Source organism: Aeromonas sp. 1HA1 (assembly GCF_029237385.1).
Lineage (GTDB): Bacteria > Pseudomonadota > Gammaproteobacteria > Enterobacterales > Aeromonadaceae > Aeromonas > Aeromonas popoffii.
This window is the reverse complement of sequence record NZ_JAACGC010000004.1, coordinates 63,104-88,762: the sequence shown is the minus strand read 5'-3', so window position 1 is coordinate 88,762 and position 25,659 is coordinate 63,104. Positions and strand designations below refer to the sequence as shown.

27 protein-coding genes are annotated in these 25,659 nt (G+C 60.7%); 7 read left to right on the top strand and 20 right to left on the bottom strand.

Annotated elements, in window-relative coordinates; genetic code table 11:
* Positions 1–133: 133 nt before the first annotated feature.
* The 4 genes from GWQ22_RS02440 to GWQ22_RS02425 all read right to left on the bottom strand — a co-directional run bounded on the left by GWQ22_RS02440 (position 134) and on the right by GWQ22_RS02425 (position 3,179).
* The gene (locus tag GWQ22_RS02440) at positions 134–595 is read right to left on the bottom strand and encodes a hypothetical protein (protein WP_042036002.1); all 462 of its coding nucleotides are present in this window, start codon (positions 593–595) and stop codon (positions 134–136) included.
* Positions 596–720: 125 nt separating this feature from the next.
* Complete coding sequence (locus GWQ22_RS02435; RefSeq protein ID WP_275929370.1) at positions 721–2,070, bottom strand: sensor histidine kinase; 1,350 nt, start codon at positions 2,068–2,070, stop codon at positions 721–723.
* Between the two features lie 37 nt (positions 2,071–2,107).
* Positions 2,108–2,764, bottom strand: coding sequence for a response regulator transcription factor (locus tag GWQ22_RS02430; RefSeq protein WP_042036000.1), 657 nt, complete (start codon positions 2,762–2,764; stop codon positions 2,108–2,110).
* An 82-nt stretch (positions 2,765–2,846) separates the two neighbouring features.
* Positions 2,847–3,179, bottom strand: coding sequence for a hypothetical protein (locus tag GWQ22_RS02425; protein ID WP_042035999.1), 333 nt, complete (start codon positions 3,177–3,179; stop codon positions 2,847–2,849).
* Between the two features lie 63 nt (positions 3,180–3,242).
* Between GWQ22_RS02425 and GWQ22_RS02420 the strand changes: the two genes are divergently transcribed.
* A complete protein-coding gene (locus GWQ22_RS02420; RefSeq protein WP_042035998.1) occupies positions 3,243–3,491 on the top strand; it encodes a PepSY domain-containing protein in 249 nt (82 codons plus the stop codon).
* Positions 3,492–3,537: 46 nt separating this feature from the next.
* Here the strand turns inward: GWQ22_RS02420 and msrQ are convergent, their stop codons facing one another.
* Positions 3,538–4,164, bottom strand: a complete 627-nt coding sequence (gene msrQ, locus GWQ22_RS02415; protein ID WP_275929369.1) for a protein-methionine-sulfoxide reductase heme-binding subunit MsrQ — start codon at positions 4,162–4,164, stop codon at positions 3,538–3,540.
* A complete protein-coding gene (gene msrP, locus GWQ22_RS02410; protein WP_275929368.1) occupies positions 4,155–5,159 on the bottom strand; it encodes a protein-methionine-sulfoxide reductase catalytic subunit MsrP in 1,005 nt (334 codons plus the stop codon). Before msrP ends, msrQ begins: the two co-directional genes overlap by 10 nt.
* 373 nt (positions 5,160–5,532) lie before the next feature.
* On the opposite strand from msrP, the gene GWQ22_RS02405 reads away from it, so the two are divergent.
* Complete coding sequence (locus GWQ22_RS02405) at positions 5,533–6,015, top strand: DUF1097 domain-containing protein (RefSeq protein ID WP_275929367.1); 483 nt, start codon at positions 5,533–5,535, stop codon at positions 6,013–6,015.
* 55 nt (positions 6,016–6,070) lie between these two features.
* On the opposite strand, the gene GWQ22_RS02400 is transcribed toward GWQ22_RS02405, so the two are convergent.
* The 4 genes from GWQ22_RS02400 to GWQ22_RS02385 all read right to left on the bottom strand — a co-directional run bounded on the left by GWQ22_RS02400 (position 6,071) and on the right by GWQ22_RS02385 (position 9,470).
* Positions 6,071–7,351: a sigma 54-interacting transcriptional regulator gene (locus GWQ22_RS02400; protein WP_275929366.1), complete on the bottom strand. Its 1,281-nt coding sequence runs from the start codon at positions 7,349–7,351 to the stop codon at positions 6,071–6,073.
* Positions 7,348–7,863: a hypothetical protein gene (locus tag GWQ22_RS02395; protein ID WP_275929365.1), complete on the bottom strand. Its 516-nt coding sequence runs from the start codon at positions 7,861–7,863 to the stop codon at positions 7,348–7,350. Before GWQ22_RS02395 ends, GWQ22_RS02400 begins: the two co-directional genes overlap by 4 nt.
* Positions 7,864–7,871: 8 nt before the next feature.
* On the bottom strand, positions 7,872–9,272 hold the full coding sequence (locus GWQ22_RS02390) for a HAMP domain-containing sensor histidine kinase (RefSeq protein WP_275929364.1): 1,401 nt from the start codon (positions 9,270–9,272) through the stop codon (positions 7,872–7,874).
* Between the two features lie 105 nt (positions 9,273–9,377).
* Entirely contained in the window at positions 9,378–9,470 is a 93-nt protein-coding gene (locus GWQ22_RS02385) for a YnhF family membrane protein (RefSeq protein WP_108536977.1), read from the bottom strand.
* Positions 9,471–9,596: 126 nt separating this feature from the next.
* On the opposite strand from GWQ22_RS02385, the gene GWQ22_RS02380 reads away from it, so the two are divergent.
* Complete coding sequence (locus tag GWQ22_RS02380; RefSeq protein WP_275929363.1) at positions 9,597–10,109, top strand: 2-amino-4-hydroxy-6-hydroxymethyldihydropteridine diphosphokinase; 513 nt, start codon at positions 9,597–9,599, stop codon at positions 10,107–10,109.
* Between the two features lie 38 nt (positions 10,110–10,147).
* Here GWQ22_RS02380 and GWQ22_RS02375 read toward each other — a convergent pair whose 3' ends face one another.
* Positions 10,148–10,852 (bottom strand): SDR family oxidoreductase, encoded by a 705-nt coding sequence (locus GWQ22_RS02375; RefSeq protein WP_275929362.1) that lies wholly within the window; start codon positions 10,850–10,852, stop codon positions 10,148–10,150.
* Positions 10,853–10,986: 134 nt separating this feature from the next.
* Here GWQ22_RS02375 and GWQ22_RS02370 point away from each other — a divergent pair, with 134 nt between their 5' ends.
* Positions 10,987–11,391: a CBS domain-containing protein gene (locus GWQ22_RS02370; RefSeq protein ID WP_108537126.1), complete on the top strand. Its 405-nt coding sequence runs from the start codon at positions 10,987–10,989 to the stop codon at positions 11,389–11,391.
* On the opposite strand, the gene GWQ22_RS02365 is transcribed toward GWQ22_RS02370, so the two are convergent.
* Entirely contained in the window at positions 11,388–11,924 is a 537-nt protein-coding gene (locus GWQ22_RS02365) for a DUF2301 domain-containing membrane protein (RefSeq protein ID WP_275929361.1), read from the bottom strand. The two genes, GWQ22_RS02370 and GWQ22_RS02365, sit on opposite strands and share 4 nt — an antisense overlap.
* A gap of 85 nt (positions 11,925–12,009) precedes the next feature.
* Here GWQ22_RS02365 and GWQ22_RS02360 point away from each other — a divergent pair, with 85 nt between their 5' ends.
* Positions 12,010–12,774: a transporter substrate-binding domain-containing protein gene (locus GWQ22_RS02360; protein WP_275929360.1), complete on the top strand. Its 765-nt coding sequence runs from the start codon at positions 12,010–12,012 to the stop codon at positions 12,772–12,774.
* A gap of 116 nt (positions 12,775–12,890) precedes the next feature.
* Here the strand turns inward: GWQ22_RS02360 and asnC are convergent, their stop codons facing one another.
* Positions 12,891–13,352 (bottom strand): transcriptional regulator AsnC, encoded by a 462-nt coding sequence (asnC, locus tag GWQ22_RS02355; protein ID WP_345893612.1) that lies wholly within the window; start codon positions 13,350–13,352, stop codon positions 12,891–12,893.
* A gap of 153 nt (positions 13,353–13,505) precedes the next feature.
* Between asnC and asnA the strand changes: the two genes are divergently transcribed.
* Positions 13,506–14,498 carry an aspartate--ammonia ligase gene (gene asnA, locus GWQ22_RS02350; protein WP_275929358.1) on the top strand — a complete coding sequence of 331 codons (993 nt, stop codon included), beginning with the start codon at positions 13,506–13,508 and terminating at the stop codon, positions 14,496–14,498.
* A 311-nt stretch (positions 14,499–14,809) separates the two neighbouring features.
* Here the strand turns inward: asnA and GWQ22_RS02345 are convergent, their stop codons facing one another.
* From GWQ22_RS02345 to rluD, 4 genes are all read right to left on the bottom strand, one after another.
* On the bottom strand, positions 14,810–15,634 hold the full coding sequence (locus tag GWQ22_RS02345) for an MBL fold metallo-hydrolase (RefSeq protein WP_042035979.1): 825 nt from the start codon (positions 15,632–15,634) through the stop codon (positions 14,810–14,812).
* 61 nt (positions 15,635–15,695) lie between these two features.
* The gene (clpB, locus tag GWQ22_RS02340; RefSeq protein ID WP_275929357.1) at positions 15,696–18,269 is read right to left on the bottom strand and encodes an ATP-dependent chaperone ClpB; all 2,574 of its coding nucleotides are present in this window, start codon (positions 18,267–18,269) and stop codon (positions 15,696–15,698) included.
* Between the two features lie 207 nt (positions 18,270–18,476).
* Positions 18,477–19,214: a peptidoglycan editing factor PgeF gene (gene pgeF / locus GWQ22_RS02335; protein WP_275929356.1), complete on the bottom strand. Its 738-nt coding sequence runs from the start codon at positions 19,212–19,214 to the stop codon at positions 18,477–18,479.
* A 105-nt stretch (positions 19,215–19,319) separates the two neighbouring features.
* Complete coding sequence (gene rluD / locus GWQ22_RS02330; protein WP_108536082.1) at positions 19,320–20,300, bottom strand: 23S rRNA pseudouridine(1911/1915/1917) synthase RluD; 981 nt, start codon at positions 20,298–20,300, stop codon at positions 19,320–19,322.
* Between the two features lie 117 nt (positions 20,301–20,417).
* On the opposite strand from rluD, the gene GWQ22_RS02325 reads away from it, so the two are divergent.
* Positions 20,418–21,173, top strand: coding sequence for an outer membrane protein assembly factor BamD (locus GWQ22_RS02325; RefSeq protein WP_042036042.1), 756 nt, complete (start codon positions 20,418–20,420; stop codon positions 21,171–21,173).
* Between the two features lie 126 nt (positions 21,174–21,299).
* Here the strand turns inward: GWQ22_RS02325 and GWQ22_RS02320 are convergent, their stop codons facing one another.
* The 3 genes from GWQ22_RS02320 to GWQ22_RS02310 form a co-directional block, all read right to left on the bottom strand.
* A complete protein-coding gene (locus tag GWQ22_RS02320; RefSeq protein ID WP_275929355.1) occupies positions 21,300–22,628 on the bottom strand; it encodes a CoA-disulfide reductase in 1,329 nt (442 codons plus the stop codon).
* A 95-nt stretch (positions 22,629–22,723) separates the two neighbouring features.
* Complete coding sequence (locus GWQ22_RS02315) at positions 22,724–24,124, bottom strand: L-cystine transporter (protein ID WP_042035970.1); 1,401 nt, start codon at positions 24,122–24,124, stop codon at positions 22,724–22,726.
* A gap of 239 nt (positions 24,125–24,363) precedes the next feature.
* A complete protein-coding gene (locus GWQ22_RS02310; protein WP_275929354.1) occupies positions 24,364–25,656 on the bottom strand; it encodes an L-serine ammonia-lyase, iron-sulfur-dependent, subunit alpha in 1,293 nt (430 codons plus the stop codon).
* Between the last annotated feature and the right edge of the window lie 3 nt (positions 25,657–25,659).

The window sequence follows — 25,659 nt, the reverse complement described above, 5'->3', positions numbered from 1 at the left end:
AAGGACTCTGGCTCCGTGCTGGCCAACACCGCCCACACGGTCCCGGCCAACGGCTGAGTCCACACTCGACCAACAAAAACGGCGCCATAAGGCGCCGTTTTTGTTGCTGTCAATATGCTGTAGCAGTGGAGACTCAGAAGTCGCCTTCCTGCATGTACTCTTCCGCACACTCCACCAGCTGGGGCCAGAGCTCTTCCGGTACCCAGGCATCCGGGTCATCTTCGTCGCCGTCGTACTGGGTCCAGAAATAGCGACGCAGGCCGGCGGCGAAGTCATCGCTGACTTCGGCCAGCTCGGAGAGGGGCCCCAGCCAGGCGATCCGGCGCAGACCGGAGGCGAGATCGTTGAGCGCATCCACCAACGCACGATCGTCGCTGATCTGCTCCACCAGCAGGGTGAAGCGCTCGCGGGCGCTGGCGATTTCGTCTTCGTCCAGCTCACCCACATCGGCCAACAGATCGATGAAATCTTCCAGCAGGAATGCGATCAGGCTCTCTCTGTCTTCGAACCACTGGAGCTGAGCCCCCTTGATCCCCAGTACAGAGGAATCGAACGAGTCATCAAGATGACATAGTGCCCATGGATCATCTGTCATTGCTACCCTTCCTCAGGCTTTAACCAGTGTCTTATCTTATGCTTGGCTCGCTCCCCTTGCCACCTTGAGCGGTGACGGGGCGCGGGCTAACCCAATGCCATCTGCCCCATAACGAGGCTGGATACCTAGCTCTCTACCCTTGCCACCTTGGGCAGTGACAGAGACGCCGCCAGGCCACCCAATTCTGCCCGGCCCATGATGAGATTACCTCTATAGGCCTCGGCCAGATCGGAGACTATGTTGAGACCAAGCCCCGAGCCTGGCACCTTCTCGTCGAGCCGTACCCCGCGCAGCACCGCCTTGGCGATCTGATCCTCGCTCATGCCGGGACCGTCATCCTCGATGCGCAGCGTGATCCAGCCCCCCAGCTCGGCGCTGGAGATACGCAGCTGACCGGCCGACCACTTGAAGGCGTTCTCCAGCAAGTTGCCCACCATCTCGTCGAAGTCCTGCTCCTCCACCCCGACAGCCAGATTGGCTGGCACCTGCAGATCCACCGCCTTGCCCGGATAGAGACGGGAGAAGGCGCGGCAGATGTACTCCACCCGCGCCCGCACCGGAGTCGAGACCCCGAGGATCTTGGCGGCGCCCGTCACCCGAGCCTTGCCGAGGTGGTAGTCGATGTGGCGCTGGATCTGGTCGAGCTGTTCGCCGATGGCGGCCTGATCCTCGGGTGACAACTGGGCCACCTGATTGCGCATTATGCTGAGCGGCGTCTTGAGGGCGTGGGCCAGATTGCCGGTATGGAAACGGGCCCGTTGCAGCAGTTCACCGTAGTGGTGCAGCAGGCGGTTGATGTCCTCCACCAGCGGTTGGATCTCCAGTGGATAACGCAGCCGAAATCCCTCCTGATGACCCTGATGCACCCGTCCCAGCTCGCGGCGCAGCAGATGCAGCGGGCGCAGACCATAGACGATCTGGAATATGAAGCCCAGTACCAGACCGGTAGCGGCAAAACCGAGGCCAAAGAACAGGCTGATCCGGGTCTTCTTCAAGGTCTGGGTCAGGGCACTGCTGTCCTTGGCCATCACCAGGGTAAACTCCCGATCCGAGCTCGGCAGCAACACGGCACGGGTCATGATCAGCAGCGGCTCCTTGTTGGGCCCCCTGCCGACGAAGAGATCGGGATCACCAAACGCCGATCTCAGGCCGTGCACGTCAAGGTGCACATCCCACAGCGAGCGAGAACGGTTGACGACCTCCCCCCCCAGCTCCAGCTGCCAGTAGTAGCCGGAGTAAGGTTGGCGAAAACGGGGATCCGCCATGGGCTCGGTGACGATGGGCAGGCCGTCTGGCTGGATCTCGAGCCGGGAGAGCAGATCATAGAGCTGCAGGCGCAGGAAGTCGGCTTCCGCCTCCTGCCAGTAGTTACGCATCATGGTCTGCAGGCTGAAACCTGTGGCGAACAGGAGGAGGCCGCACCAGACCATGGCGATGACCACCAGCCGCCCACGCAGGGTACGTATCAGCCTCATTGCGCGAGCCCTTGCCGTGGCTGCATCAAGGCCTGACTCATTCGTTGATCCGGTATCCGAGACCACGCACAGTCTCAATAAGATCTGAGTGGGTCTTCTTGCGGATCCGGCCGATGAAGACTTCGACGGTATTGGAGTCGCGGTCAAAATCCTGGGCATAGATGTGGTCGATCAGCTCGCTACGCGACACCACCTTGCCCCTGTGCTGCATCAGGTAGCCCAGCACCCGAAATTCGTGGGCGGTGAGCTTGATGGGGGTACCTTCGTACCATACCTGAGACGCCGCCATGTCGAGCCGCACTCCGCCTATCTCCAGGATTGAACTGGCATTACCCGCCGCCCGCCGGACCAGCGCCTGCACCCTGGCGACCAGCTCAGCCACCTGGAACGGCTTGGTGAGGTAGTCGTCAGCGCCGGCATTGAGCCCTTCAATCTTCTCGTGCAACTGGCCGCGTGCGGTCAGTACCAGCACAGGGGTATCGATCCCCTTGCTGCGCCACTCCTTCAGCACGCTCAGGCCATCGCGACCCGGCAGGCCGAGATCCAGAATAATGGCATCATAGGGCTCGCTCTCGCCGAGAAAGCCGGCCTCGTTGCCATCATGACAAAGGTCGGTCACGAAACCGGACAGACGCAGCTGTTCCGCCAGCTGGCCTGCCAGAGTCTTCTCATCTTCAACTATCAGAATGCGCATAAATGGGTATCCAAAGCAGGGTTACACTTGCGTCAGCGGAGAGGGGTCGGGCAACCATGTCTGCCCGAGCGCCCAGCAGAGGTCACTCTTTTTCTTGTGGAGGGCGGGGCTCGAACAGCCGCTCAAGATGATGGCCCTTGAGCCACACCATCTCCAGGTTGTCGGCGCGATAGCCCACCTTGATGACGCTGTTCTCGCTGTCGATGAGCTTGAGCTCATACAACCAGATGCCATCCTCTTCCCCCAAGTCGACGCGCAGCACGCGCACCGGCAGGCGAGAGGCCACGTCCATCACCTCATGAAAAGGCCTGATCCGACCCTCGCTGACCGCTTGTTGCAGCAAGGCCTCGTTCGGCGTGGTCGCCTGCGCCATCACAGGTAGCAGCAACCCAAGCAGAGACAGGGCTCTATTCATGGATGATTCATCTCCAAAAACCTAACATAATGCTGTTTATAGTCTGCCAGCCATGAATCCGGAATGAATATGATCCCACGCAGTGTTCTGCTGATCCTTTGCCTCTTTTCCACCCTTGGCTGGGCGGCCCAAGCGCGTATAGACATACCGGCGCTGGTCAAGTTGCTGTTGGCCCAAGGGTACCACGACATTCGGGAAGTTGAGCTGGAAGGGGATAAATTCGAGGTAGAAACCCTGGATGCCCAAGAGCGGCGAGTGCAGCTGCTGGTCGATGTCTACACGGGCGACATCACCAAAAAAGAGGCCGACTAGGCCTCTTTTGCTATGTGCGCTGCGCGTTGGATGAGCGCGCAACGAGTCACGCCTCTTTCAGTTTCTGCCGCTGACGCCAGGAGCGCAGCAACTTGTCCCGCCGTGGCCACAGCAGGACACAGGCCAGCAGCAAATAGATGAGCGGCTCCTGCCAGCCACTCTTCACCGACCACCAGTAGTGCACAGGCACCAGCAGGGCCACGGCATAGATCCAGTTGTGCAGCTTCTGCCAGGCCGGCCCCATGGCCCGCAGCAGGGCCGGGATCGAGGTAATGCTCAAGGCCACCAGCAGCAAGAGCGCCAGCGCCCCCACCAGTATGTAGCTGCGCTTCACCAGCTCACCACCCATCAAGCCCCAGTCGAACTGCAGATCCAGCCCCAGCCAGACCATAAAGTGCAACACGGCCCAAGCCGCACACCAGAGTCCGAGGGGGCGGCGCAGCTTGATGAGCTGCCCCTGCAGCCAGCGTTTGGCCAGCGGCGACACCAGCAGGGTGAGCAGCAGCAGATTCAGCGCCCCCTTGCCGAGATAGTGGGTCAGCCCCTGCACCGGGTCTCCCCCCAGTAATCCGGCTGGCAGGGCGTATCCCAGCCAGAGCAGAAAGCCGAGGCAGCCCAGATGTACCAGGGCACGCAGGCTCTTGATGTGCATCGACGTCAATCTCAGTACCATTTTCTCAGATCCATCCCCTGATAGAGCGAGGCCACCTCGTCGGCATAGCCGTTGAACATCAGGGTCGGCTGACGCTTGGCGCCGAAGATGCCGCCCTCGCCGATGAAGCGTTCACTGGCCTGGCTCCAGCGCGGGTGATCCACTTGTGGATTGACGTTGGCGTAGAAGCCATATTCGTTCGACGCCAGCAGATTCCAGGTGGTCGGTGGTCTCTCTTCCACCAACCGGATGGAAACTATGCTCTTGATGCTCTTGAAGCCGTACTTCCAGGGCACCACCAGCCGGATGGGTGCGCCGTTCTGGGCGGGTAATGTCTTGCCGTAGAGCCCCATCGCCAGGAAGGAGAGCGGGTTCATCGCCTCGTCGATGCGCAGCCCCTCCACGTAGGGATAATCGATGCCGCCACCGAGGGAACGGGACGCCTGTCCCGGCAGCTGCTCGGGGTCATAGAGGGTCTCGAAGGCCACGAACTTGGCGCGACTGTTGGGCTCGGCACGGCGAATGAGCTCCGCCAGCGAGATGCCGCTCCAGGGCAGCACCATGGACCAAGCCTCCACGCAGCGCAGCCGGTAGATGCGCTCCTCGAGGGTGCTCTTGTTGATGAGATCCCACACGTCCAGAGTAAACGGCTTGGCCACCTCCCCCTCCACCCGCAACTGCCAGGGTTCGGGTTTGAGGTAATGGGCATTACGGGCCGGATCCCCCTTGTCGGTGCCCAGCTCATAGAAGTTGTTGTGGGTGGTGGCCTTCTCCTCCGGGGTGATGATCACGCCCTCGGGCCGGGTGGCGGCATGGATGTTGAGTGGCCTGGTCGTGGCGTCAAGGGTCGGTTTGTCGGCGGAGAAGAGATCGAGCACGCCCGCCTGAGTGGGAAACGCCAGGGTTGCGGCCCCCAGCCCGAGTCCTTTCAGGATGAGGCGGCGATCCTGATAGACGGCTTCCGGGGTGACATCCTGCTCGGTGGGATGATGGGAAGAGCGACACTTGATCAACATGGAAAAACTCCCGGGGCTATGAGGGTGATAACCATAAGACCCGCCCCGGCCGAGTTTTATTTCACACACATTTACATGAGTTGGTACAGGGGCAGGGCCTTGGCCATGGTTCCGACAAGGAACAGCAGTACGAACACCAGCAGAGGAACGATCACATTTGGCACCATCAGACTCACTCCATGAGCAGGACAGGGCCTCTAACTATGGTGCAGGGTCAAAGACGCCACCAATGAATTTTTTTCGCGAGCGCAAGCGTATTCCTGAGTTGAAATAAGTGATGAAGATCACACACAATTTCGCCCCTGCTTGCCGCCCACCCTGCGAGGGGTAGGCTCCCCCTTTTTCCAGACGTCACTTCTTGAAGAGTCACACCATGAGCCCATTGATCGCCATCGCTATCACGACCGGGATCCTCTCCGCCATCTGGGGCTGGATCGCCGTCGCCCTCGGGCTCATCTCCTGGGTCGGCTTCCTCGGCTGTACCAGCTACTTCGCCTCCAGCGGCGGCTACAAGGCGCTGCTGCAAACCATGCTGTGCAATGTGAGCGGTATGCTGTGGGCCCTGCTGCTGATCCACGGGGATACCTGGTGGGGGGCCGGTGTGGCGGGTTACATGATGACGGGGGTGGTCGCGACCCTGATGTGCGTGCAAGCCAAGCAGCAGTGGCTCGGCTATATTCCCGGCACCTTCGCCGGTTGCTGCGCCACCTTCGGGGCGGCGGGAGAGTGGCGACTGATACTGCCTTCCTTGGTGATTGGCGCGCTGTTCGGTTACCTGATGAAGGCGAGCGGCCTCTGGCTCTCCCATAAAACCCAGAAAGCCCAAGCCGCTACCGCCGTGGTCGATCCCGCCTGAATGACGCTCACCAGCGGATAATCCGTCGCTGACACACAGGCCTCTCCTGCCCGGCTTATCCCTTCGACTTGAAATTTGCTGCTTCTATACCGTGCCGATTCAATAATTTGTAAAAATCGGTACGGTTTCTTCCCGCCATGTTGGCCGCCAGGGTCACATTGCCCTCAGTGGTACGCAGCAGGCGGATCAGATACTCCTTCTCGAACTCGGCACGCGCCTCGTTGAACGAGGGGATGCCGCCGCTGCCGCCGCTCAGGGCAGACTCCACCATGGCGGCGCCGATCACAGGACTGCAGCAGAGGCTGGCCAGCTGTTCCACCACGCTGTAGAGCTGGCGCACGTTGCCGGGCCAACCCGCCGCGGCCAGCAGGGCCAGCGCCTCCGGCGAGAAACCGAGGGCCGCGCAGTCGCCGTGACGGCTGCGATATTCGTCCAGCGCCTGTCTGGCCAGCAGCGGAATATCTTCACTGCGGGCACTGAGGGGCGGCAATGTGATGTTCGCCACGTTGAGGCGGTAGAAGAGATCCTCCCGAAAGCGCCCCTCCTCCATCGCCGCCACCAGATCCTGATGACTGGAGCTGATGACCCGCACCTCGGGGATACCCTGACCGTACTCCTGCAGCACCTGCAGCAACTTGGCCTGCAATGACTCCGACAGACCTCCTATCTCGTCGAGAAACAGGGTCGCCCCCTTGGCCTGCTCGAACAGGCCGGACTGACCGTCCTCGCCAAACAGCTGCAGATCCAATGCATTACACGGCAAGGCGGCGCAGTTGATGGCGTGCAACGGCTTGTCACAGCGACTGCTGGCCTGATGCAGTGCCTGGGTCATCACCCCTTTACCGGAACCGGACGGCCCCATGATCAGCACGGGCACGTCCATGCCGGCTATGCTGTTGGCCTGGATCAGCAGCTGCTCCATCTGTGGGTTGCGGGTCAGGATCAGCGATTGCCAATCCTGCCGCTGCTTTGGGCGAGTCAGGCTCAGCGCATGCTCTATGGTGGCAAACAGCTCATCCTTGTCGATGGGCTTGGTGAGAAAGCTGAACACCCCGGAACGGGTGGCCTGAATGGCATCGGGTATCGTACCGTGGGCTGTCATTATGATGACCGGCAGCCCCAGCCACTGGGACTGGATGCGCTCGAACAGCGCCAGTCCGTCCATGCCCGTCATACGCAGATCGCTCAGCACCAGATCGGCCCGCTGCTGGCGCAGTCTGTCCAGCGCCCCTTCGGCGCTGTCGGCGGTATCCACCACGTAGCCTTGGCTGCGCAGGCGCATGCTCATCAGTTTGAGCAGGCTGACATCGTCGTCGACCAGCAGGATGCGACTCATTTTAGCGCCTCGCCATTGCCGTTCAGCTTGCGCTGATTGAGCTGTTCATCGATGGCGGAGAGCTGTTCGATCTGGCGATGCAGACGCTGCACCTCCTGACTCTGATCGTCGCGTCGGCTATCACGGGCCAGCAGCTCCTCACCGAGGGCAATCCAGCTGCGCAGGAAGGCCTGGGCATCCAGCCCCAGCTCGGGCAGCAGGCTTTTGAGTTTGTCCAGTCCGGCCCGGCGATTTGCCACCGACTCGGACGGATGGGTATTGACCATGGCCAGACTGACCCGGCTCTCGATATCGGTCGCCCCCTTGAGGCGCTGGCGCTCCTGCACCCGCTGCAGGGCATGGCTGGCCAGCAACCAGTCCGAGTACTGCAGGCGCACCTGCATCTCCTTGTTGGCAAACTCCATCCGCTTGGCGAGGGCGAGATCCGACGACACCACCGGTTCACGCGCTGGCAACAGGGAGCAGCCTGTGAGCAGCCCCATCATCAATACCGGAACAACACATTGTTTCATCTTAGGCTTCACTTCAACGTCAACCGGAAACAGACATCCGCCTGTTCATCTTCAACCAATACCAGCTCGCCGCCAAGACTCATCGCCGACTCGCGAGCGATAGAGAGCCCCATACCGGAGCCGTTCAACAAACCTTGTCGCACTAGGCTGCCCTGTTCGAACGGCTCGAAGATCCGTTCCCGCTCGGCCACCGGAATGGAGGGCCCCTCGTTAGCCACCTCCAGCCAGCCGCCATCGACATCCTGCCCGGCACGGATCCAGATCTGGCCACCCTTGGCGCCATAACTGACCGCGTTGGAAAACAGATTGTCGAGGATCAACCGCAAGCGATACGACTCGGCCTGCAGCATGATTGGATCGGTCGGCAAGTGTACACTGATTTGTTTGGATTCCAGCGCCAGCCGGTACTCGGCAGATAATTCAGACAGCAGGGGCGCCAACGCCACCGGGGTCAAGTTGAACACCTCCTGTTGGCTGAGGCGGTTGAAGTCGAGCAGGCGTTCGATCAGGGTCTGCAACCTGCGGCTGTTCTCCTCCAGCATCTGGCAGATCTCCTGCTGATCCGGGGTCAAGGGCCCCACAAGCTGCTCTGAGAGCAGATCCGCCCCCTCCCGCAACACCGCCAGCGGGGTCTTCAACTCGTGAGAAACGTGGCGCAGGAACTGGTATTTCTGCTGCTCCAACTCCTTCAATTTGTCGTGCAGCCAGCCGATCCGCTCCCCCAGCAATACCAGTTCAGCCGGCCCGTCCACCGGGCGCTTGTCCGGTTCCACACCGGCACCCAGGCTCAAGATCCGCGACTCAATCTGACGTACCGGGTGGATGATCAGATAGGTAAACAGCAATACCAGCAACAGGCTGAGCACGGCCACGAAGCCGCTGACCCACCAGATCTCCGTCATCAGGTCGGCGATAGTGGCTCGCACCCGGCTCACATGCTCATCAACCTGGCTGCGGGTAATTATTTCAAGTTGCTGATTAAATTGATTAAATTCATCAAACTTCGGACTGGTCGACTCAGCCTTGGCGCGGGTCAGATCCTGCATGCTGTCGAGCCAGGTCAGCGCCTGTTCGAGCCCCGTGTAGACCTCGGCATCCGGGATCGAACTTTGATGGGCGGCGAGCAGGCTGCGATAGCTCGCCAGCTGCTGCTGATAACTGGCCAGGATGCGCTCATCTCCCAGTACGGCATAACGACGAAGAGTACGCTCCAGATCAATGGCTTGAGTGGTGAACAGTGTCGCCCGTCGGGTATCGCGCACCGCACGTTCCAGCTCGTCGCTGGTCAACTGGCTGAGGTGTTCGAGAGCCTGGCTGTCGTGCCAGATCATGCCGCCCAGCGGCATCAATACCAGGACGAAGCCCATCAATACCACTTGCAACAGGGAGCGTGGGCGTACCTTGGTCATCTTGGACTATCTCGATTCATCATGGGTGGGCCAGCATATCCGCACTCCCCCAAAAAGCAAAACCGGCCAGGGGGCCGGTTCATACTGCAAAATGAGGGATGGGGTTCACGCCAGACCGACGGATACCACACAGATAATCAGGATCATCGCCAACGCGCCAGACGTGGTCAACAGTGCCCACTTCAGTTCCACACTCATGCAAACCTCCTTTTTGCCAACACAGAGCTTGATCACAACAGACAAGTTGATGTTAATGCATAGTTAATCCGATTATCGTGAGCTGTGTATATATTTCATATGAGCCCTACGCAAGGACCGATAAAGATGTTCTATCTGTGCAGCATTGGATCGAATCTCGATCCCCATCAGCATGTCAGCCAGGCGCTCGGCGAACTGCTCGAGCGTTTCGGTCGCCTGCATCTGAGCTCGGTGATCCAGACCAAGCCGGTGGGAATGCACTCCCGTCACGACTTCCTCAACTGCCTGTTTGTCACCGAAAGCACGCTGGCGCCCCAGCAGCTGAAAACCTTCTTCATCGCCATGGAGCTGGCGCACGGTCGGGATCGCAGCGATCCGAACTGCAAGGTGCTGGACCGGCCGCTGGACATAGACATTCTGGCCAGCAGCCCGACTGATGACTTCGCCGCCACCCGGGTCGATGCCTATCTCAACGAGCTGCTGGCCGAACTGTATGGGCAGGGGGAGGTTCACGACCACAAGGTGATGCTACCACTGCATACCCGGCAGATGGAGGGCAAGGTGATCGAGGAGCAGCGGGTCGGCCTCACCCCCCTCGCCCTGTATCAGGCAACAGAGGTCTCTGTCGCCAGGAGCTGAAGATCAGGGCTTGCGCCATTGCAACCCTGGATCAGAGCTCAGATGACGGCCAGGCTGCGACCGCCATCGACCCGGATACTGGCGCCCGTCATGTAGTCGTTCCCCATCAGCAGCTGCACCGCCTGCCAGATGGGCTCGAGTCCTCCTTCCCGCGCCAGCGGCGTTTTCGCCAGCACCTGCTGGCGCCACGCGTCACCATGTTCGTCGAGAAACAGTATGGGGCCAGGCTCTATGGTATTGACCCGGATGGCAGGCGCCAGTTCGCGGGCAAAGCTCATGGCAAGGGAGTGAGCCCCCGCCTTGGTGGCCACATAGCTGGCAAACTGGGGGACCGGGGCGTGAATGTAGATATCCGTGATGTGGATGATGCTGGCATTGCCATGGCTGGCCAACCGGGGCGCCAGCCCCCGGTTGAGCTGGAAGGGGGCCGCCATGTGCACACGATAAAACTGCTCGAACTGGGCCAGTTGCGCCGCCGGATCCGCCGCCTGGGGCTCGAAAGCCGAGGCGTTGTGGATCACCAGCGCCAGATCCTGATGGGCGGCCAGCGCCTCGATCAGCCTGCCAACCTCCTCTTCACGAGCGAAATCCGCCTGCACCAGCTCGACCCCGAGCGCCGCCAGTCTGGCCAGCTCGGGCCGCTCGCTGCGATAACTGCCCGTCACCTGCCAGCCGGCCGCCACCAGCTGTTCACACAGATAAAAACCGAGCCGGCGGCCACACCCTGTCACCAATGCACGCATAACCTCTCCTTTTGTCATTGCTTGCCGACCCGTGGCAAGGCCGTGCCTATCAATCTCCACGGCACAAGCCATTGGCCCCGCTCGCCGTCCTGCGGCCATAGTGACACCACTTTACCCCTTTTGGAGCCACCCATATGCTGCAGATCCGCGATCACATGAGCCGCCTGACCCACTCCCTCACCCCGCGACTCAGCCTGGCCGAGGCGCTGGACAAGCTGCACCACTCCGGGCTGAGCGGCCTGCCGGTGCTGGACGAGCAAAAACGGCTGATCGGTTTTCTCTCCGAGCAGGACTGCATTCCCAGCCTGCTCACCGGCAGCTACCACTGCGACACCCGCACCCGGGTGGAAGACCTCATGAGCCACACGCCGCTCTCGGTCGCCCCGGACGACAGCATAGTGGACCTGGCGCGCCAGATGAGCGAGGCCAAGCCCAAGATCTATCCGGTACTGCAAGGGGGCAAGGTGCTCGGTATCATCAGCCGCCATCAGGTGATGCAGGCCCTCAATCAGCAGATGAAAGGCTGCCAGCAGACCTAGCTCTGGTAGCGCCCCTTGTCACCAATATCAAAGTGCAGAGGCATGCGCCACTTGGCCAGACTCAGCAGACAGAGCAGCAGGCCGCACGCCAGGGAAACCGGCGCGGCGGCCCAGTCGAGCCGGGCCCATTCCAGCCCCCATAACAATGGCAGCAACAGGGGAACCGCCTTGATGCCAGGAATGGCGAAACAGAACTGCTCCTTGAAGGCCAGGCCGGAAAGCGTGGCCAGCGCCGCCCCCAGCACCAGCATGTCCGGCGCCCCGCTGGCGCTCAGTATCAGGCCGCCCCAGGCCATCACCTGCAAAATGAAGCGAATACGCTTGTCATAGATATGCAGACAGAGTCCGCACACCCCGCTCGCCACCACCATGGACACCAGCCAGATCGCCGGCGGTAAAAAATCCTGCCCAATCAGCAGGCTGGCCCCTCGACATACCAGTAATAAAGCTGCCAGACTCAGGCCAAGGCGATAGAGGCAGACCGACAACCTGTCGATACCGTCCAGTTGACTTTCGATTTCAGGATTTGCCATCCGGGGTCGTCTCTGTTGAATATCCGGGCCATTATACTTGAATTATGCCCGTGGACGGTTCCCTATTCAGGGCAGGAGATGTTGTTTGCGAAGGTTCATTCTGCTCTGCCTGCTGCTTCCCCTCTGGCTCCAGGCCAAAGAACTGGTCATAGGTGGCACACTGGAACCGCCACTGAAATTTCTGGACGACCAGGCCCGCCCCTGTGGACTGGATGTGGACATGGTCACCGCCATCTTCGGCAAGCTCAAGGTCCCCATCAGGATCGAGCTGGCCGACTCGGGCGCCCGCCTCACCCGTAATGCCGAAACCGGCGTGTATGACCTGGTGATGACCCACTCCTACAAGCCGGAGCGAGAGAGCTATCTGCTCTACCCAAAGCAGTCTCATCTGCGTCATAGCTGGCACTTCTTCGTGCGCAAGGCCGATATGCGGAAGATCCACTACGACACCCTGAGCGATCTCAAACCCTGGCGCATCGGCGTCACCAAAGACTTCTCCTACACCCCTGAACTGGCGGCGGCCCTGGCCGATCCGGCATATCACTTCCAGGGGATCCCTATCAACCAGCTGCAACTGCGCAAGCTGAACGCCGGACGTATCGATGCCGTGCCCATGCCGCTGGTCACCGCCTTCGCCCAGATCAAAGAGGTGGGGCTGGAGGGCAAGCTCGACTACCTGCCCAAGCCCCTCAAGACCAGCCCCTACTACACCGTCTGGACCAGGGCTCGCGCCGATGCCGGCACCCCGGCCCTGATGGCGGCCTACGATGCCGAGCTGTTGCATATGAAGCGGGATGGCCGGCTCAAGGCCATCTACGACAAGTACGGCATCCCCTATATCGCGCCCTGATCCGACGGTCAGACTCTTTCATCAAGGTTTCACGTCTCTCACTATCGGATGCTGCAGCGAAATGCGCGCTTCGCATGTGACATGGATATCGCGCTTCCCTCCACGCGCAATAGGCTTCAGGGCTTCACATCGCGCAGGATCGGATTCTGTAACGAGATCAGGGTTTCAGTGGACTGGATCTCGTCTATGGTCTGGATCTTGTGGATCAGCACCGTCTGCAACTCGTCGATGGAGCGGGTCATCACCTTCATGAAGATGCTGTAGTGGCCTGTGGTGTAGTAGGCTTCCACCACCTCGTCCAGCGCCTGCAGCTTGGCCAGCGCCGAAGGATAATCCTTGGCGCTCTTGAGATTGATGCCGATGAAGCAGCAGACGTCATAGCCCAGCTTCTTCGCGTTCACCTGCACCCGTGTACCCTCGATGATCCCCGCCTGCTTCATCTTCTCCACCCGCACATGAATGGTGCCCGGGCTGACCACCAGCTGTTTGGCCAACTCGGCGTAAGGGATCCGCGCATTGTCCATCAGGGCGGTGAGGATGGCCTGATCGAGATTATCGATCCGATAATTTTCCGACACTTTTTTGCACTCCCTTTGACGATATCTCATTAATGACGGCTTTATTTTGAAGAAAAAAACACACAAAGCCTATTTCTATTAACGAATATTGAATTTACTTGGCAATCTGTTGAAGAATCGTCACATCCAACGAATTTGAGACAGGTATTCAGCATGAAACAGCACTACATTCGCAGCCAACAACAGATCAGCTTCGTCAAAGAGATGTTCTCCCGCCAACTCGCCCAGCAACTGGGTCTGATGGAGGTGCAAGCCCCCATTCTGAGCCGGGTCGGTGATGGCACTCAAGACAACCTCTCTGGCCACGAGAATGCGGTGCAGGTCAAGGTGAAGACACTCCCCGAACACAGCTACGAGGTGGTGCACTCACTGGCCAAGTGGAAGCGCCAGACCCTGGGTCGCTTCGGCTTTGGCCCGGGTGAGGGTATCTACACCCACATGAAGGCGTTGCGTCCGGACGAAGACAAGTTGACCCCCATCCACTCCGTCTACGTGGATCAGTGGGACTGGGAGAAGGTGATGCCGAGCGAGCGCCGCGATCTGGCCTATCTGCAGGAGACGGTGCGTGGCATCTGGGCTGCCATCAAGGCCACCGAGCGCGCCGTCTGTGCCGAGCATGAGCTGACCCCTTTCCTGCCAAGCGAGATCCAGTTCCTGCACAGCGAAGCGCTGCTGACCCGTTACCCGGATCTCGACGCCAAGGGGCGCGAGCGCGCCATCGCCAAGGAGCTGGGCGCCGTCTTCCTCATCGGTATCGGCGGGGCCCTCTCCCACGGCGAGCGCCACGATGTACGCGCCCCTGACTATGACGACTGGAGCAGCCACAGCGAGCTGGGTCTGGCGGGTCTGAACGGTGACATCCTGGTGTGGAACCCGGTGCTGGAAGACAGCTTCGAGATCTCCTCCATGGGGATCCGGGTGGACGCCGAGGCCCTGCGCCGCCAGCTCGCCATCACCGGCGATGAAGATCGCCTGCAATACGACTGGCATCAGGATCTGCTGGCAGCACGGATGCCGCAGACCATAGGCGGCGGCATAGGCCAATCCCGTCTGGCCATGTTGCTGCTGCAAAAAGAGCATATCGGTCAGGTACAGGTCGGCGTCTGGTCCCCCGAGATGAAGGCCGCCATCCCGGGCATGTTGTAAGCCGGTTTTCTTGTAAAGGAGCATATCGACAAACAGGCACAGGTCGGCGTCTGGTCCCCCGAGATGAAGGCCGCCGTGCCGGGCATGCTGTAAGCAAGATAATTCAATGGGTCTGACCTGCGAGCTGTGGCACGCAGGTCAGACCTGACAGGTGTGTGGCCGCCCGGGATGATAGAGCGCATCACGGGCATGCTGTAAGGAGAGGGTCACCCTGACCCTCTGCGAAACCGGGGCTTGCCCCTGCGACCCGCTCAACCCACGCAAGGTCGCGTTACTACATTCCTCCCGGCAATCTTCGGATTGCCGTTTTTTTATGGCGGAAATACATATGCGAACCCCGCACCTATGTTGGTCTGCCGTGGCAGCCCCACTTTCCGTTTGCCGGTGCAATGGCAGGCGAAGAGGCTCTCCACCTCCTCCTGTTGCAGATACATGCCCAGTGCCGCAGCTCGCTGCGGGCTGGAAAATTTCAAATGCAAGCCACCGATGACGGCATACACTCGCTCATCACCACACACCTCCTTGGCCCGTTGGACAATATTTTCGACCCCGGCGTGACCGCAGCCAATGAAGATGATGAGCCCACGAGGGCTCTTGTAGGCCAGCGCCGAATCATCCGATATGGCGTCCTTCTCTATTCGCCCACCACGCAGTATGTAGCCAAGCAGGGAAGGAGCGGCCTTGTCGCGCCGCGCTACGCTCCCGAGGAACACCAGACGTTCCGAAAGCCACATCTGCTCGGCCGAGCAGTGGGCAAGCAAGCCCCTCGCCACCAGCGACTCCCGCACCAAATCCCCCGAGAGGCGATAAAGGTTGCGACGCAAGAAGGGCAACGGCAGAAAATAGCCCCGTTCGCAGAACACATCCGGACAGGCTATCAAGGGGATCGGATCGGAATAGACCGGCAGCAAGCTGATACCGCCCACATGATCGTAATGACCGTGAGATAACACCACGTGAGTGAGCGAGGCGAGATCGATCCCCATCACGGCAGCATTGTGTTGCAAAGCCTGTCCGCGACCGCTGTCAAACAACACCTTGAGGCCATCGCACTCCAACAGTAACGACAGCCCCTTTTCAGGCAAACAGCCGGGTAGATGAACATCATCATCTACCAGCACGGAAAACTTGAGCATCCCAATTACCCCGAAAACAAAACGCAGGCACTAAGCCTGCGTTTTTTATAGTGCGACCCGGTTACTGGGTCATGGTCAGGCCATTGCTGTCGGCCCCCAGCAGCCACTTCTTGCCGGGGACGATGCGACCGGAGAGCAGCGCCTGGGCCAGCGGGTTCTCCACCTTGTGCTGGATTGCCCGCTTGAGGGGCCGCGCCCCGTAGACGGGGTCGAACCCGGCATGCACCAGCTTCTCGAGCAGCGCCTCGCTCACCTCCACCTCGTAACCCTGGGCCTCCAGGCGGCCCATCAGGCTCTTGAGCTGGATGCGGGCGATGGACTTGATGTGAGCCTCGTCGAGGGGATGGAACACCACTGTCTCGTCGATCCGGTTGATAAACTCCGGTCGGAAACTGCGGGTCAGCACCTCCATCAACATGGCCTTCATCTCATCGTAATCCTTCTCGGAGTGGTGCTCCTGGATCAGATCCGAGCCGAGGTTGGAGGTCATGATCACCACCGAGTTGCGAAAATCGACGGTACGACCCTGACCATCGGTCAGGCGGCCATCATCGAGCACCTGCAACAGGATATTGAACACATCCGGGTGCGCCTTCTCCACTTCGTCGAGCAGGATCACCGAGTAGGGGCGACGGCGTACCGCCTCGGTCAGATAACCCCCCTCCTCATAGCCCACGTAGCCGGGAGGTGCGCCCACCAGACGGGCCACGCTGTGCTTCTCCATGAACTCGGACATGTCGATCCGCACCATGGCGTCCTGGGTATCGAACAGGAACTCGGCCAGCGCCTTACACAGTTCCGTCTTGCCCACCCCGGTGGGCCCCAGGAACAGGAAAGAGCCGATGGGACGGTTCGGATCCGAGAGTCCGGCACGGGAGCGGCGAATGGCGTTGGAAACCGCTTCAACCGCTTCCTCCTGACCAATCACCCGGCTGTGCAACTGCTCTTCCATCCTCAGCAGCTTGTCGCGCTCCCCTTCCAGCATGCGGGCCACCGGAATGCCGGTTGCACGGGCCAGCACGTCGGCTATCTCCACGTCTGTGACCCGGTTGCGCAGCAGGCTGGTCTCCTGCATCTCGGCCTGGGTGGCGAGATCCAGCTGTTTCTCCAGCTCGGGAATGCGACCGTATTGCAGCTCTGACATGCGACCGAGATCACCGGCGCGGCGTGCCACGTCGAGATCCTGACGGGCCTGCTCCAGTGCCGCCTTGATGTACTGGGTACCGGCGAGGGCAGCCTTCTCGGCCTTCCACACCTCATCCAGCTCGTTGTATTCCCTATCCTTTTCGCCGATCTCCTGATTGATGAGATCGAGCCGCTTGCGGCTGGCGTCGTCATCCTCTTTCATCAGCGCCTGCTGCTCCAGCTTGAGCTGTATGATGCGCCGCTCCAGCCGATCGAGTGACTCGGGCTTGGAGTCTATCTGCAGCCGGATGCTGGCCGCCGCCTCGTCGATGAGATCGATGGCCTTGTCCGGCAACTGACGGTCAGCGATATAACGGTGCGACAGCTGGGCCGCCGCCACAATCGCGGGGTCGGTGATCTGCACATGGTGGTGCAGCTCGTAACGCTCCTTCAGGCCGCGCAGGATGGCGATGGTGTCTTCCACGCTCGGCTCTTCCACCAGCACCTTCTGGAAGCGACGCTCGAGGGCAGCATCCTTCTCTATGTACTGGCGGTACTCGTCCAGGGTGGTGGCGCCGACGCAGTGCAGATCGCCACGGGCCAGCGCAGGTTTCAGCATATTGCCCGCGTCCATGGCCCCCTCGCCCTTACCGGCGCCGACCATGGTGTGCAGCTCGTCGATGAAGAGGATGACGTTGCCCTCCTCCTTGGCCAGATCGCTCAGCACGGCTTTCAGCCGCTCTTCAAACTCGCCACGGTACTTGGCTCCGGCTACCAGGGCGCCCATGTCGAGCGATAGCACCCGCTTGTTCTTGAGCCCTTCCGGCACTTCACCGTTGATGATGCGCTGGGCCAGCCCTTCGACGATAGCGGTCTTGCCGACGCCGGGGGCACCGATCAGCACAGGGTTGTTCTTGGTACGGCGTTGCAGCACCTGGATGGTACGTCGGATCTCTTCATCGCGACCGATCACCGGATCCAGCTTGCCGAGCTCGGCCCGTTCCGTGAGGTCTATGGTGTATTTTTCCAGCGCCTGGCGATTCTCCTCGGCGTTGGCATCTTCGATCTTTCTGCCACCGCGCACCTTGTCGATGGCGGTTTCAAGTTTCTCTTTGCTCAGGCCCTGGGCACGCAGCAGCTCGCCCAGGTTGCCCCTCTCGTCGAGGGCAGCCAGCACGAACAGCTCGGATGAGATGAACTGATCCTTGCGCTGCTGAGCCAGCTTGTCACAGACGTTGAGCAGGCGACCCAAACCATTGGAGAGCTGCACGTCGCCCTCCACACCGCTCACCTTGGGCAACCGATCCAACTCTTCACCGAGGCGAGAGCGCAGGGCATTGATGTCCATCCCGGTCAGGGTGAGCAGTGGACGAATGGAGCCACCGTCCTGATTGACCAGCGCGGTCATCAGATGGACGGGTTCGATAAATTGGTGATCACGACCCAGTGCAAGGGACTGGGCATCGGAAATAGCAACCTGGAATTTGCTGGTCAGGCGATCGAGGCGCATCGCGCTCCCCCTTTCAGACAGACGCCGCTCATGCGGCAAACAACATAACTTTCTGAGATGAAAGATGAGGCCCGTACGGGCTATTTCAAGGGGAAGGGTTGGTTATTTTTTCTGCAAAGTGGGGAACGGGCAGAATACCCGCCCCTCTCGGACTGGCTTGGCAGCGACAGGGGCGGGACAATTGCTGACCGGATACGTATCCGGTACTTAGCGGGCCAACCAGATGATGGAGGCCATCCGGCCAGTCTGGCCATCGCGACGATAAGAGTAGAACTGCTCGCTATCGCCGAAGGTGCAGAACTCGCCGCCATAAATAGCGCTCACACTGGCTCGAGCCAGCCGCAACCGGGCCAACCGGTAGATATCCGCCAGCCATTTCCCCTCGTTGGGCGAAGGTTCGAATGCGGCTTCCGCTTCGGCCTGCTCCGCCATAAAAGCATCGCGCACCTCGCCCCCCACCTCGAACGCTGCGGGGCCTATGGCCGGGCCAAGCCAGGCGAGAAGATCGCGAGGATCGCAACCCATGGCCCGGATGCTGGCTTCCAATACCCCACCTTGCAGCCCGCGCCAACCGGCATGGGCGGCTGCCACCACAGTACCTGCCCGATCGCAAAAGAGCACCGGCAGGCAGTCGGCGGTCATCACTATGCAGGCCTGCCCTGCCTCATGGGCGCAAGCCGCATCGGCATCCGACACGGCATCATACTGGTTGCTGACCGGATGAACGACGGTACCGTGCACCTGATTGAGCCAGTTAAGGGGGCCGGGGATCCGGGCGGCCTGCTGCAAGCGGGCACGATTGGCCTCGACCCGCGCTGGCGCGTCCCCCACATGGGCGCCCAGATTGAGACCGGCGAACACCCCTTCACTCTCGCCGCCATCCCGGGTGGTCGACAGGGCTCTGACGCAAGCCGGTGCTGGCCAGTCGGGTTCGATCCATTTCATCTGTGGCTCCTTTCATTCATATAAAAACGGGGCTCCTGAAAGGGAACCCCGTTTGGCATCTATTCGGGCCGGATGACGGCAGAAACCGACGCAGGCCCTATCGCATCAGTTCCAGACCAGATCGTCCGGATTGGCGAGGGTATCCGCGCGCAGCACTTCCATCAGCTCCACCATGTCTTGCGGTGTGGCGGAGTGCCACTGCATCACTTCACCCGTGATGGGGTGCGCCAGTTGCAGCATGGTCGCATGCAACGCCTGACGATTGAAGCTGCGCAGCATCTGGGTCAGCTCCGGGGTTGCATTGCGCAGCAGGCGCAGACGGCCACCGTAGGCGGGATCCCCCACCAGCGGATGCTTGATGTGCGCCATGTGCACACGGATCTGGTGGGTACGACCGGTTTCCAGACGCAGACGCAGACGGGTGTGGCCACGGAATTTCTCGTGTACCCGATAGTGGGTCACGGAAGGACGGCCATTGGGCACCACAGCCATGTGGGTACGCTGGGTCGGGTGACGGCCGATGGGGGCATCAACTGTGCCGCCTGCGGTCATGTGACCGATGGCGATGGCTTCGTACTCACGGGTGATCTGGCGCGCCTGCAGCGCCTCCACCAGATGAGTCTGGGCGGGCACCGTTTTGGCAACCACCATCAAGCCTGTGGTGTCTTTATCCAGACGGTGCACTATACCGGCGCGGGGTACCTCGGCAATGCCTGGATAGCGATGCAGCAGGGCGTTGAGTATGGTGCCATCCGGCGTGCCTGCACCCGGGTGAACCACCAGACCGGCCGGTTTGTCGATCACCAGAATGTGTTCATCTTCGTAGACGATGTTGAGTGCTATGTCCTGAGCATCCCAGCGGGTGTCATCTTCCAGCTCGACATCTACATGTACCTGTTGCCCGGCCATTACCTTCTCGCGCGGGGTGTTCGCAACCTGACCATCCAGGGTCACTCTGTCCTGTAAAATCCACTCCTTGATGCGTGTTCGGGAGTAGTCTGGAAATAATTCAGCAAGGGCCTGGTCGAGTCTCTGCCCGAATTGGTGATCCTGAAATTCGCCTGTCAGTTCAATATGCTGGCTCATGTATGGTCTCTTGAGCGGGGGGTATCAATTCGAAATAATCCGGGTATTCTAGCTTTTCTTTTAGCCAAGCATAACGGATACTTTGCCAATTTCGTGGAAATGGACCGGATGTTGTTGATGGGAAAGAAGTCTCACCTGCTGATGTCGCTCGCCTTGGTTGCTACCTTGATCACGGGCTGTTCCAGCACCAAACCCAAGGTCCCCGACGAACCGCCGGAGACCCTGTACCAGAAAGCACGCCTCAAGCTGGATGCCGGTAACTACGTGAATGCTATCGAATTATTGGAAGCATTGGACTCGCGTTATCCTTTCGGCGCCTACTCCAACCAGGTTCAGCTTGACCTCATTTACGCCTACTACAAACAGGACGATACCGCCCAGGCGATCGCCAATATCGACCGTTTTATCCGCCTCAATCCGGCGCATAAAAATATCGATTATGTGTTCTACATGCGCGGCCTGACCAACATGGCCAGCGATTACAACTTCTTCCAGGACCTCCTGAGCATCGATCGGGACGATAAAGACCCCTCTTATGCCCGTCAGGCCTTCCAGGACTTCAAGACGCTGTTGCAGAACTATCCCAACAGTGTCTATGCCGCCGATGCCCGTGCTCGCATGATCGGCCTGAAGAACCGCCTTGCCCGCTACGACCTGAGCGTGGCCGAGTTCTACGTGAAGCGCAACGCGCTGATCGCTGCCGCCAACCGGGCCAAGCTGATTGTCGAGACCTATCCCGACACGGCCGAAACCGAGAAGGCGCTGGAGATCATGGTCCGGTCTTACGAGACCCTGAAGATGCCGGCCCTGACCCAGAATGCCCGCGAAGTGCTGGCCAAGAACTACCCGGACAACCGCCTCGGCCGTGGCTGAGCGAAATGGCTAAACCGGTAGCAACAAAAAACCGATGCCCAGGCATCGGTTTTTTTATGCCTGCCATGTGGTCCAGGCCGTGACGAGGAGGATGGCGCAGTGCTATGCGCCATCCTCCTTATCCTGTTATCTCGCCACATTGCCCGCCACGTTGAGCACGTCCCAGGTGCGAGAGAAGGGGGGGGCATAGGCAAAGTCCAGCATGCCAAGCTGCTCGGTAGTCACCCCCATGGTGATGGCGACCGCCAGCGCGTCGATGCGGTGGACCGCCCCCTTGCGACCCAGGATCTGGCCGCCCAGCAGCCGCTTGCTGGCCGGATCAAACACCAGCTTGACGTGGATATCTGACTGGCCCGGGCAGTAGTTGGTGTGGCACTTGTCCTTGATCACCACGGTGCGATAGTCGATGCCCATCGCCTGGGCTTCTTGCTCACAGAGACCGGTGCGCCCCACCTCCAGCCCCAGTACCTTGAGCGCAGCAGAGCCGAGGGTGCCCGGGAACGTCTGCTCGCCCCCGGCCAGGTTCTCGCCCACCATCCGGCCCAGCTTGTTGGCGATGGTGGCGAGCGGCACATAGACCTGCTGCTGCTTGACGCTGTGCCAGACGCTGGCGCAGTCGCCGGCAGACCAGACGTTGGCCAGCGAGGTACGGCCCTGCCTGTCCACCTCGATGGCGCCATTGGCCAGCCGTTTGATGCCAGTGTCAGCCAGAAACTCGGTGTTGGGCTTGACCCCGGTGCAGACCACCACGATATCGGCCTCGTACTCGCCCTGGCTGGTTCGCACGCCGGTCACCCTGCCATCCCCCAGCAACGCCTCAACGCGCTCACCCAGATGGAGAGAGACGCCCTGCTCGCGCAGTTCGGTTTCGATGTGATGGGTGATCTCGCTGTCGAAGGCATCCGGGATGACCCGATCCGCCAGCTCGATCAGGCGCACTTCTTTGCCCTGATGGACCAGCGCCTCGACCACTTCCAGCCCGATAAAGCCGGAGCCAATCACCAGGGCGCGGGTGTTGCGCTTGTCCTGCACCGCCTCCTTCAACGCCAGTCCGTCAGCCATCCGGCGCAGACCGAATACCCCTTGCTGCTGCAAACCGGGGATGGGGGGCATCACTTCACGGGCACCGGTGGCAATCATCAGTCGATCGTAGCGATCGGTGAAGGTATCGCCGTTGTATTCCACCACCAGGGTCTGGGCAGCCGCGTCGATGCTGAGCACCCGGTGACCAATCTTGACCTCGATCCCCTTGGCAGCGAACTGCTCGGGGGTGAACTCGGCCATGTAGCCGGGCTCCTGAAACTCGTCACCGACGAAGTAAGGCAGGCCGCAGGCACCGAAGGAGATCACCTCGGAAGCCTCGTACACCACTATGTCAGCCTCTTTGGCCAGTCGGCGCGCCTTGGCCGCCGCACTCATACCGGCGGCTTCGCCACCTATGATCAGGATTCTCATCGTTTTTCCTTTCAATGGCGAAGGGAGGGCATGCCCTCCCTTCTGTCTATAGATGGGCAGAGGCTGACCCCTCCCCTGGCGTGCGGATCAGCGGATCAGATGGTGGACTCTTCGCCGTCCAGACACACCTCGTGCTCGCTGTTGAACACCTGCATATCGGTCTCGCCCATCAGCCGGCTGGTAACCGTACCGGCCGTGATGGAGCCAGAGACGTTCAGCGCAGTGCGGCCCATGTCGATCAGCGGCTCGATGGAGATGAGCAGGCCAGCCAGTGCCACCGGGAAGTCCAGGGCAGAGAGCACGATCAGCGCGGCGAAGGTGGCGCCGCCACCGATCCCGGCCACCCCGAACGAGCTGACCGTGATGATGGCGATCAGCGTCATGATGAAGCCGGGATCCATGGGGTTGACCCCCACGGTCGGGGCTATCATCACCGCCAGCATGGCCGGATAGATGCCCGCGCAGCCGTTCTGGCCAATGGTGGAACCGAAGGAAGCGGCGAAGTTGGCGATCCCCTCCGGAATACCGAGCGCCTTGGTCTGGGTCTGCACGTTCATCGGGATCGAGCCCGCACTGGTACGGGAAGTGAAGGCAAAGGCCAGCACCGGCATGATCTTCTTCAGGTAACGGACCGGATTGATCCCCACCAGACCCACCAGCAGCAGGTGCACCGCAAACATGATGGCGATGGCGCCGTAAGAGGCCATGACGAAGCTGAGCAGGTTGAGGATGTCTGCATAGTTGGAGCCGGAGACCACCTTGGCCATCAGCGCCAGTACGCCATAGGGAGTGAGGCGCAGCACCAGGGTCACCATGCGCATCACGATGGCATGTGCCACCTGCATGAAGCGACCAAAGCTCTCGAAGATCTCGGGTTTCTTGCGGGCGATACCGGTGGCTGACAGGCCGATGAAGATGGAGAAGATCACCACGGCGATGGTGGAGGTCTTGCGCGCGCCCGTCATGTCGAGGAAGGGGTTGGCCGGGATGAACTCCAGCATCAGCTTGGCAAAAGACATGCTCTCGACGCTGCCGAGGGTCGTCTGCAGCGCGGCGCCACGGGCGGTCTCGGCGGCACCAGCGGTGAGCCCTTCGGCGGTCAGGCCAAACAGGTTGGACATCAGTATGCCCGCCCCGGCGGCGATCATGGTGGTGAAGATCAGTACCCCTATGGTCATGGCGCTGATCTTGCCAAGGGCGGTGCCGCCGTTGAGCTTGAGGATGGCGCCTATGATGGAGACCATGATGAGCGGAATGATGATCATCTGCAGCAGCTTCACATAGCCGCTGCCGACGATATCCAGGTAGTCACCTGTCTGCACCAGCACACTGGAGCCGGCACCATACAGCAGCTGCAAGGCTGCGCCGAACAAGATGCCCAGCCCCAGCCCCGAGAAGACCCGACGGGTGAAGCTGACGTGGGTTTGCTGCAACCGATAGAGAAACAGCAGCAACATGACCAGGATGGCCAGATTACCTATAACGCTAAGAGTCATGACGATATTCCCCAAAATAGTCGGGCCGGGCCCGAGGTATACGGACGAGTGTCCTGTACGCACACTCCTCCCCGAAACTTGCCGCATCGTGGCGACTTGTCCCCCGGTGCAAGCGGGGTGACACAAAACCGGGCTGCGCCTGACAGGCACAACCCTGACATAGACCGTATCGGACGCCCCGTGGCCGGGGTGACGTCAGCAGGCAGCAAAACAGAGGGTGGCTTGCGCCACCCCTTGCATCACTGGGCTTTGCCCTGTTGCTTGGCCCGCATGATGTTGATGATCTCGATATCCGTATCCAGCATCCCCAGTTTGGAGAGGCGGCCCAGGTTGGCGATAGTCTCGTCCACGTCGTCGGAAACTATGCCTTCGCTCTGGGGCACGTGCAGATTGTTGATGGCCATCAGCGACGATTTGACCGCCGCCGAAGTGGAGGTAGAGACCTTCATGGAACAGGCACTGCCCGCCCCATCGCAAATGATACCGGAAACGTCACCGATCATGTTGTTGATACAGTGACTAATTTGCTCAAACTGGCCACCCAGCAGCCAGGTGATGGCTGCCCCCGACCCCATGGCGGCGGTGCTCGCGGCACAGAGGGCCGACAGTTTGTTCTGATGGGTCTTGATGTAGATGGCCACCAGATGGCTCATCACCAGCGCCCGGGTCAGCTGCTCGTCGCTCGCCTTGAGGAAGCGGGCAGCGGCGACCACCGGCATGGTGGCGGCTATGCCCTGATTACCGGAGCCGGAGTTAGACATCGCGGGCAGCATGGCGCCGTCCATGCGCGCATCGGAGGCGGCGGACGAGAGCCGCATGGCCAGCGTCATCAGATCGTCGGAGAGCAACTTGCGCTCCACCTGCTCGGTCAGGATCTTGCCAATCTGCAGGCCATAGCCCTGCAGCCCTTCATCCGCCAGCGCCTGATTCATGGTGGCCGCGGCGCAAATGAAGTCGATCTCCGCCAGCGGCACCTCCAGCGCAAACGCCACTATTTCCCGTAGCGTCATGGCGGGCTTGCCGGATTTGGCGGGCTGGATCTGCACGCCAGGGGCGCTGGCCTGCTCCATCAGCACCTCGCCATCCAGCTCCATCAAGACGATGCGAGTGTGGTCGGTACAGATCACCACACGGGCACTGTGGCCCTCCACCTCAGCCAGCACCTCGGCGTAGAGCACGTCAGGCACATCCTTCACGTCCACCTTGATGATGGGCAGCAAAGCCTTGGCGGCCTCCACCTGAGCCGGGGTCAGGGTATTGAGCACTTCCAGCCCCGCATCCGGGTTGCCCCCTGTGAAACCGACCGCCGCCGCCACCGGCAGCCCTATCATGCCAGTGCCGGGAACGCCGACCCCCATGCCATTCTTGAACAGGTTGCCACTGACCCAGACGCTGACACGGGTCGGATCCTGCCCCAACAGCTTGCGGCAGTTGGCCGCCGCCAGCGCCACCGACATGGGTTCGGTACAGCCCAGGGCCGGCACCACTTCACGCTTGAGCAGGGTAATAAAGTCGGTCCATTGTGCTTTCATTGC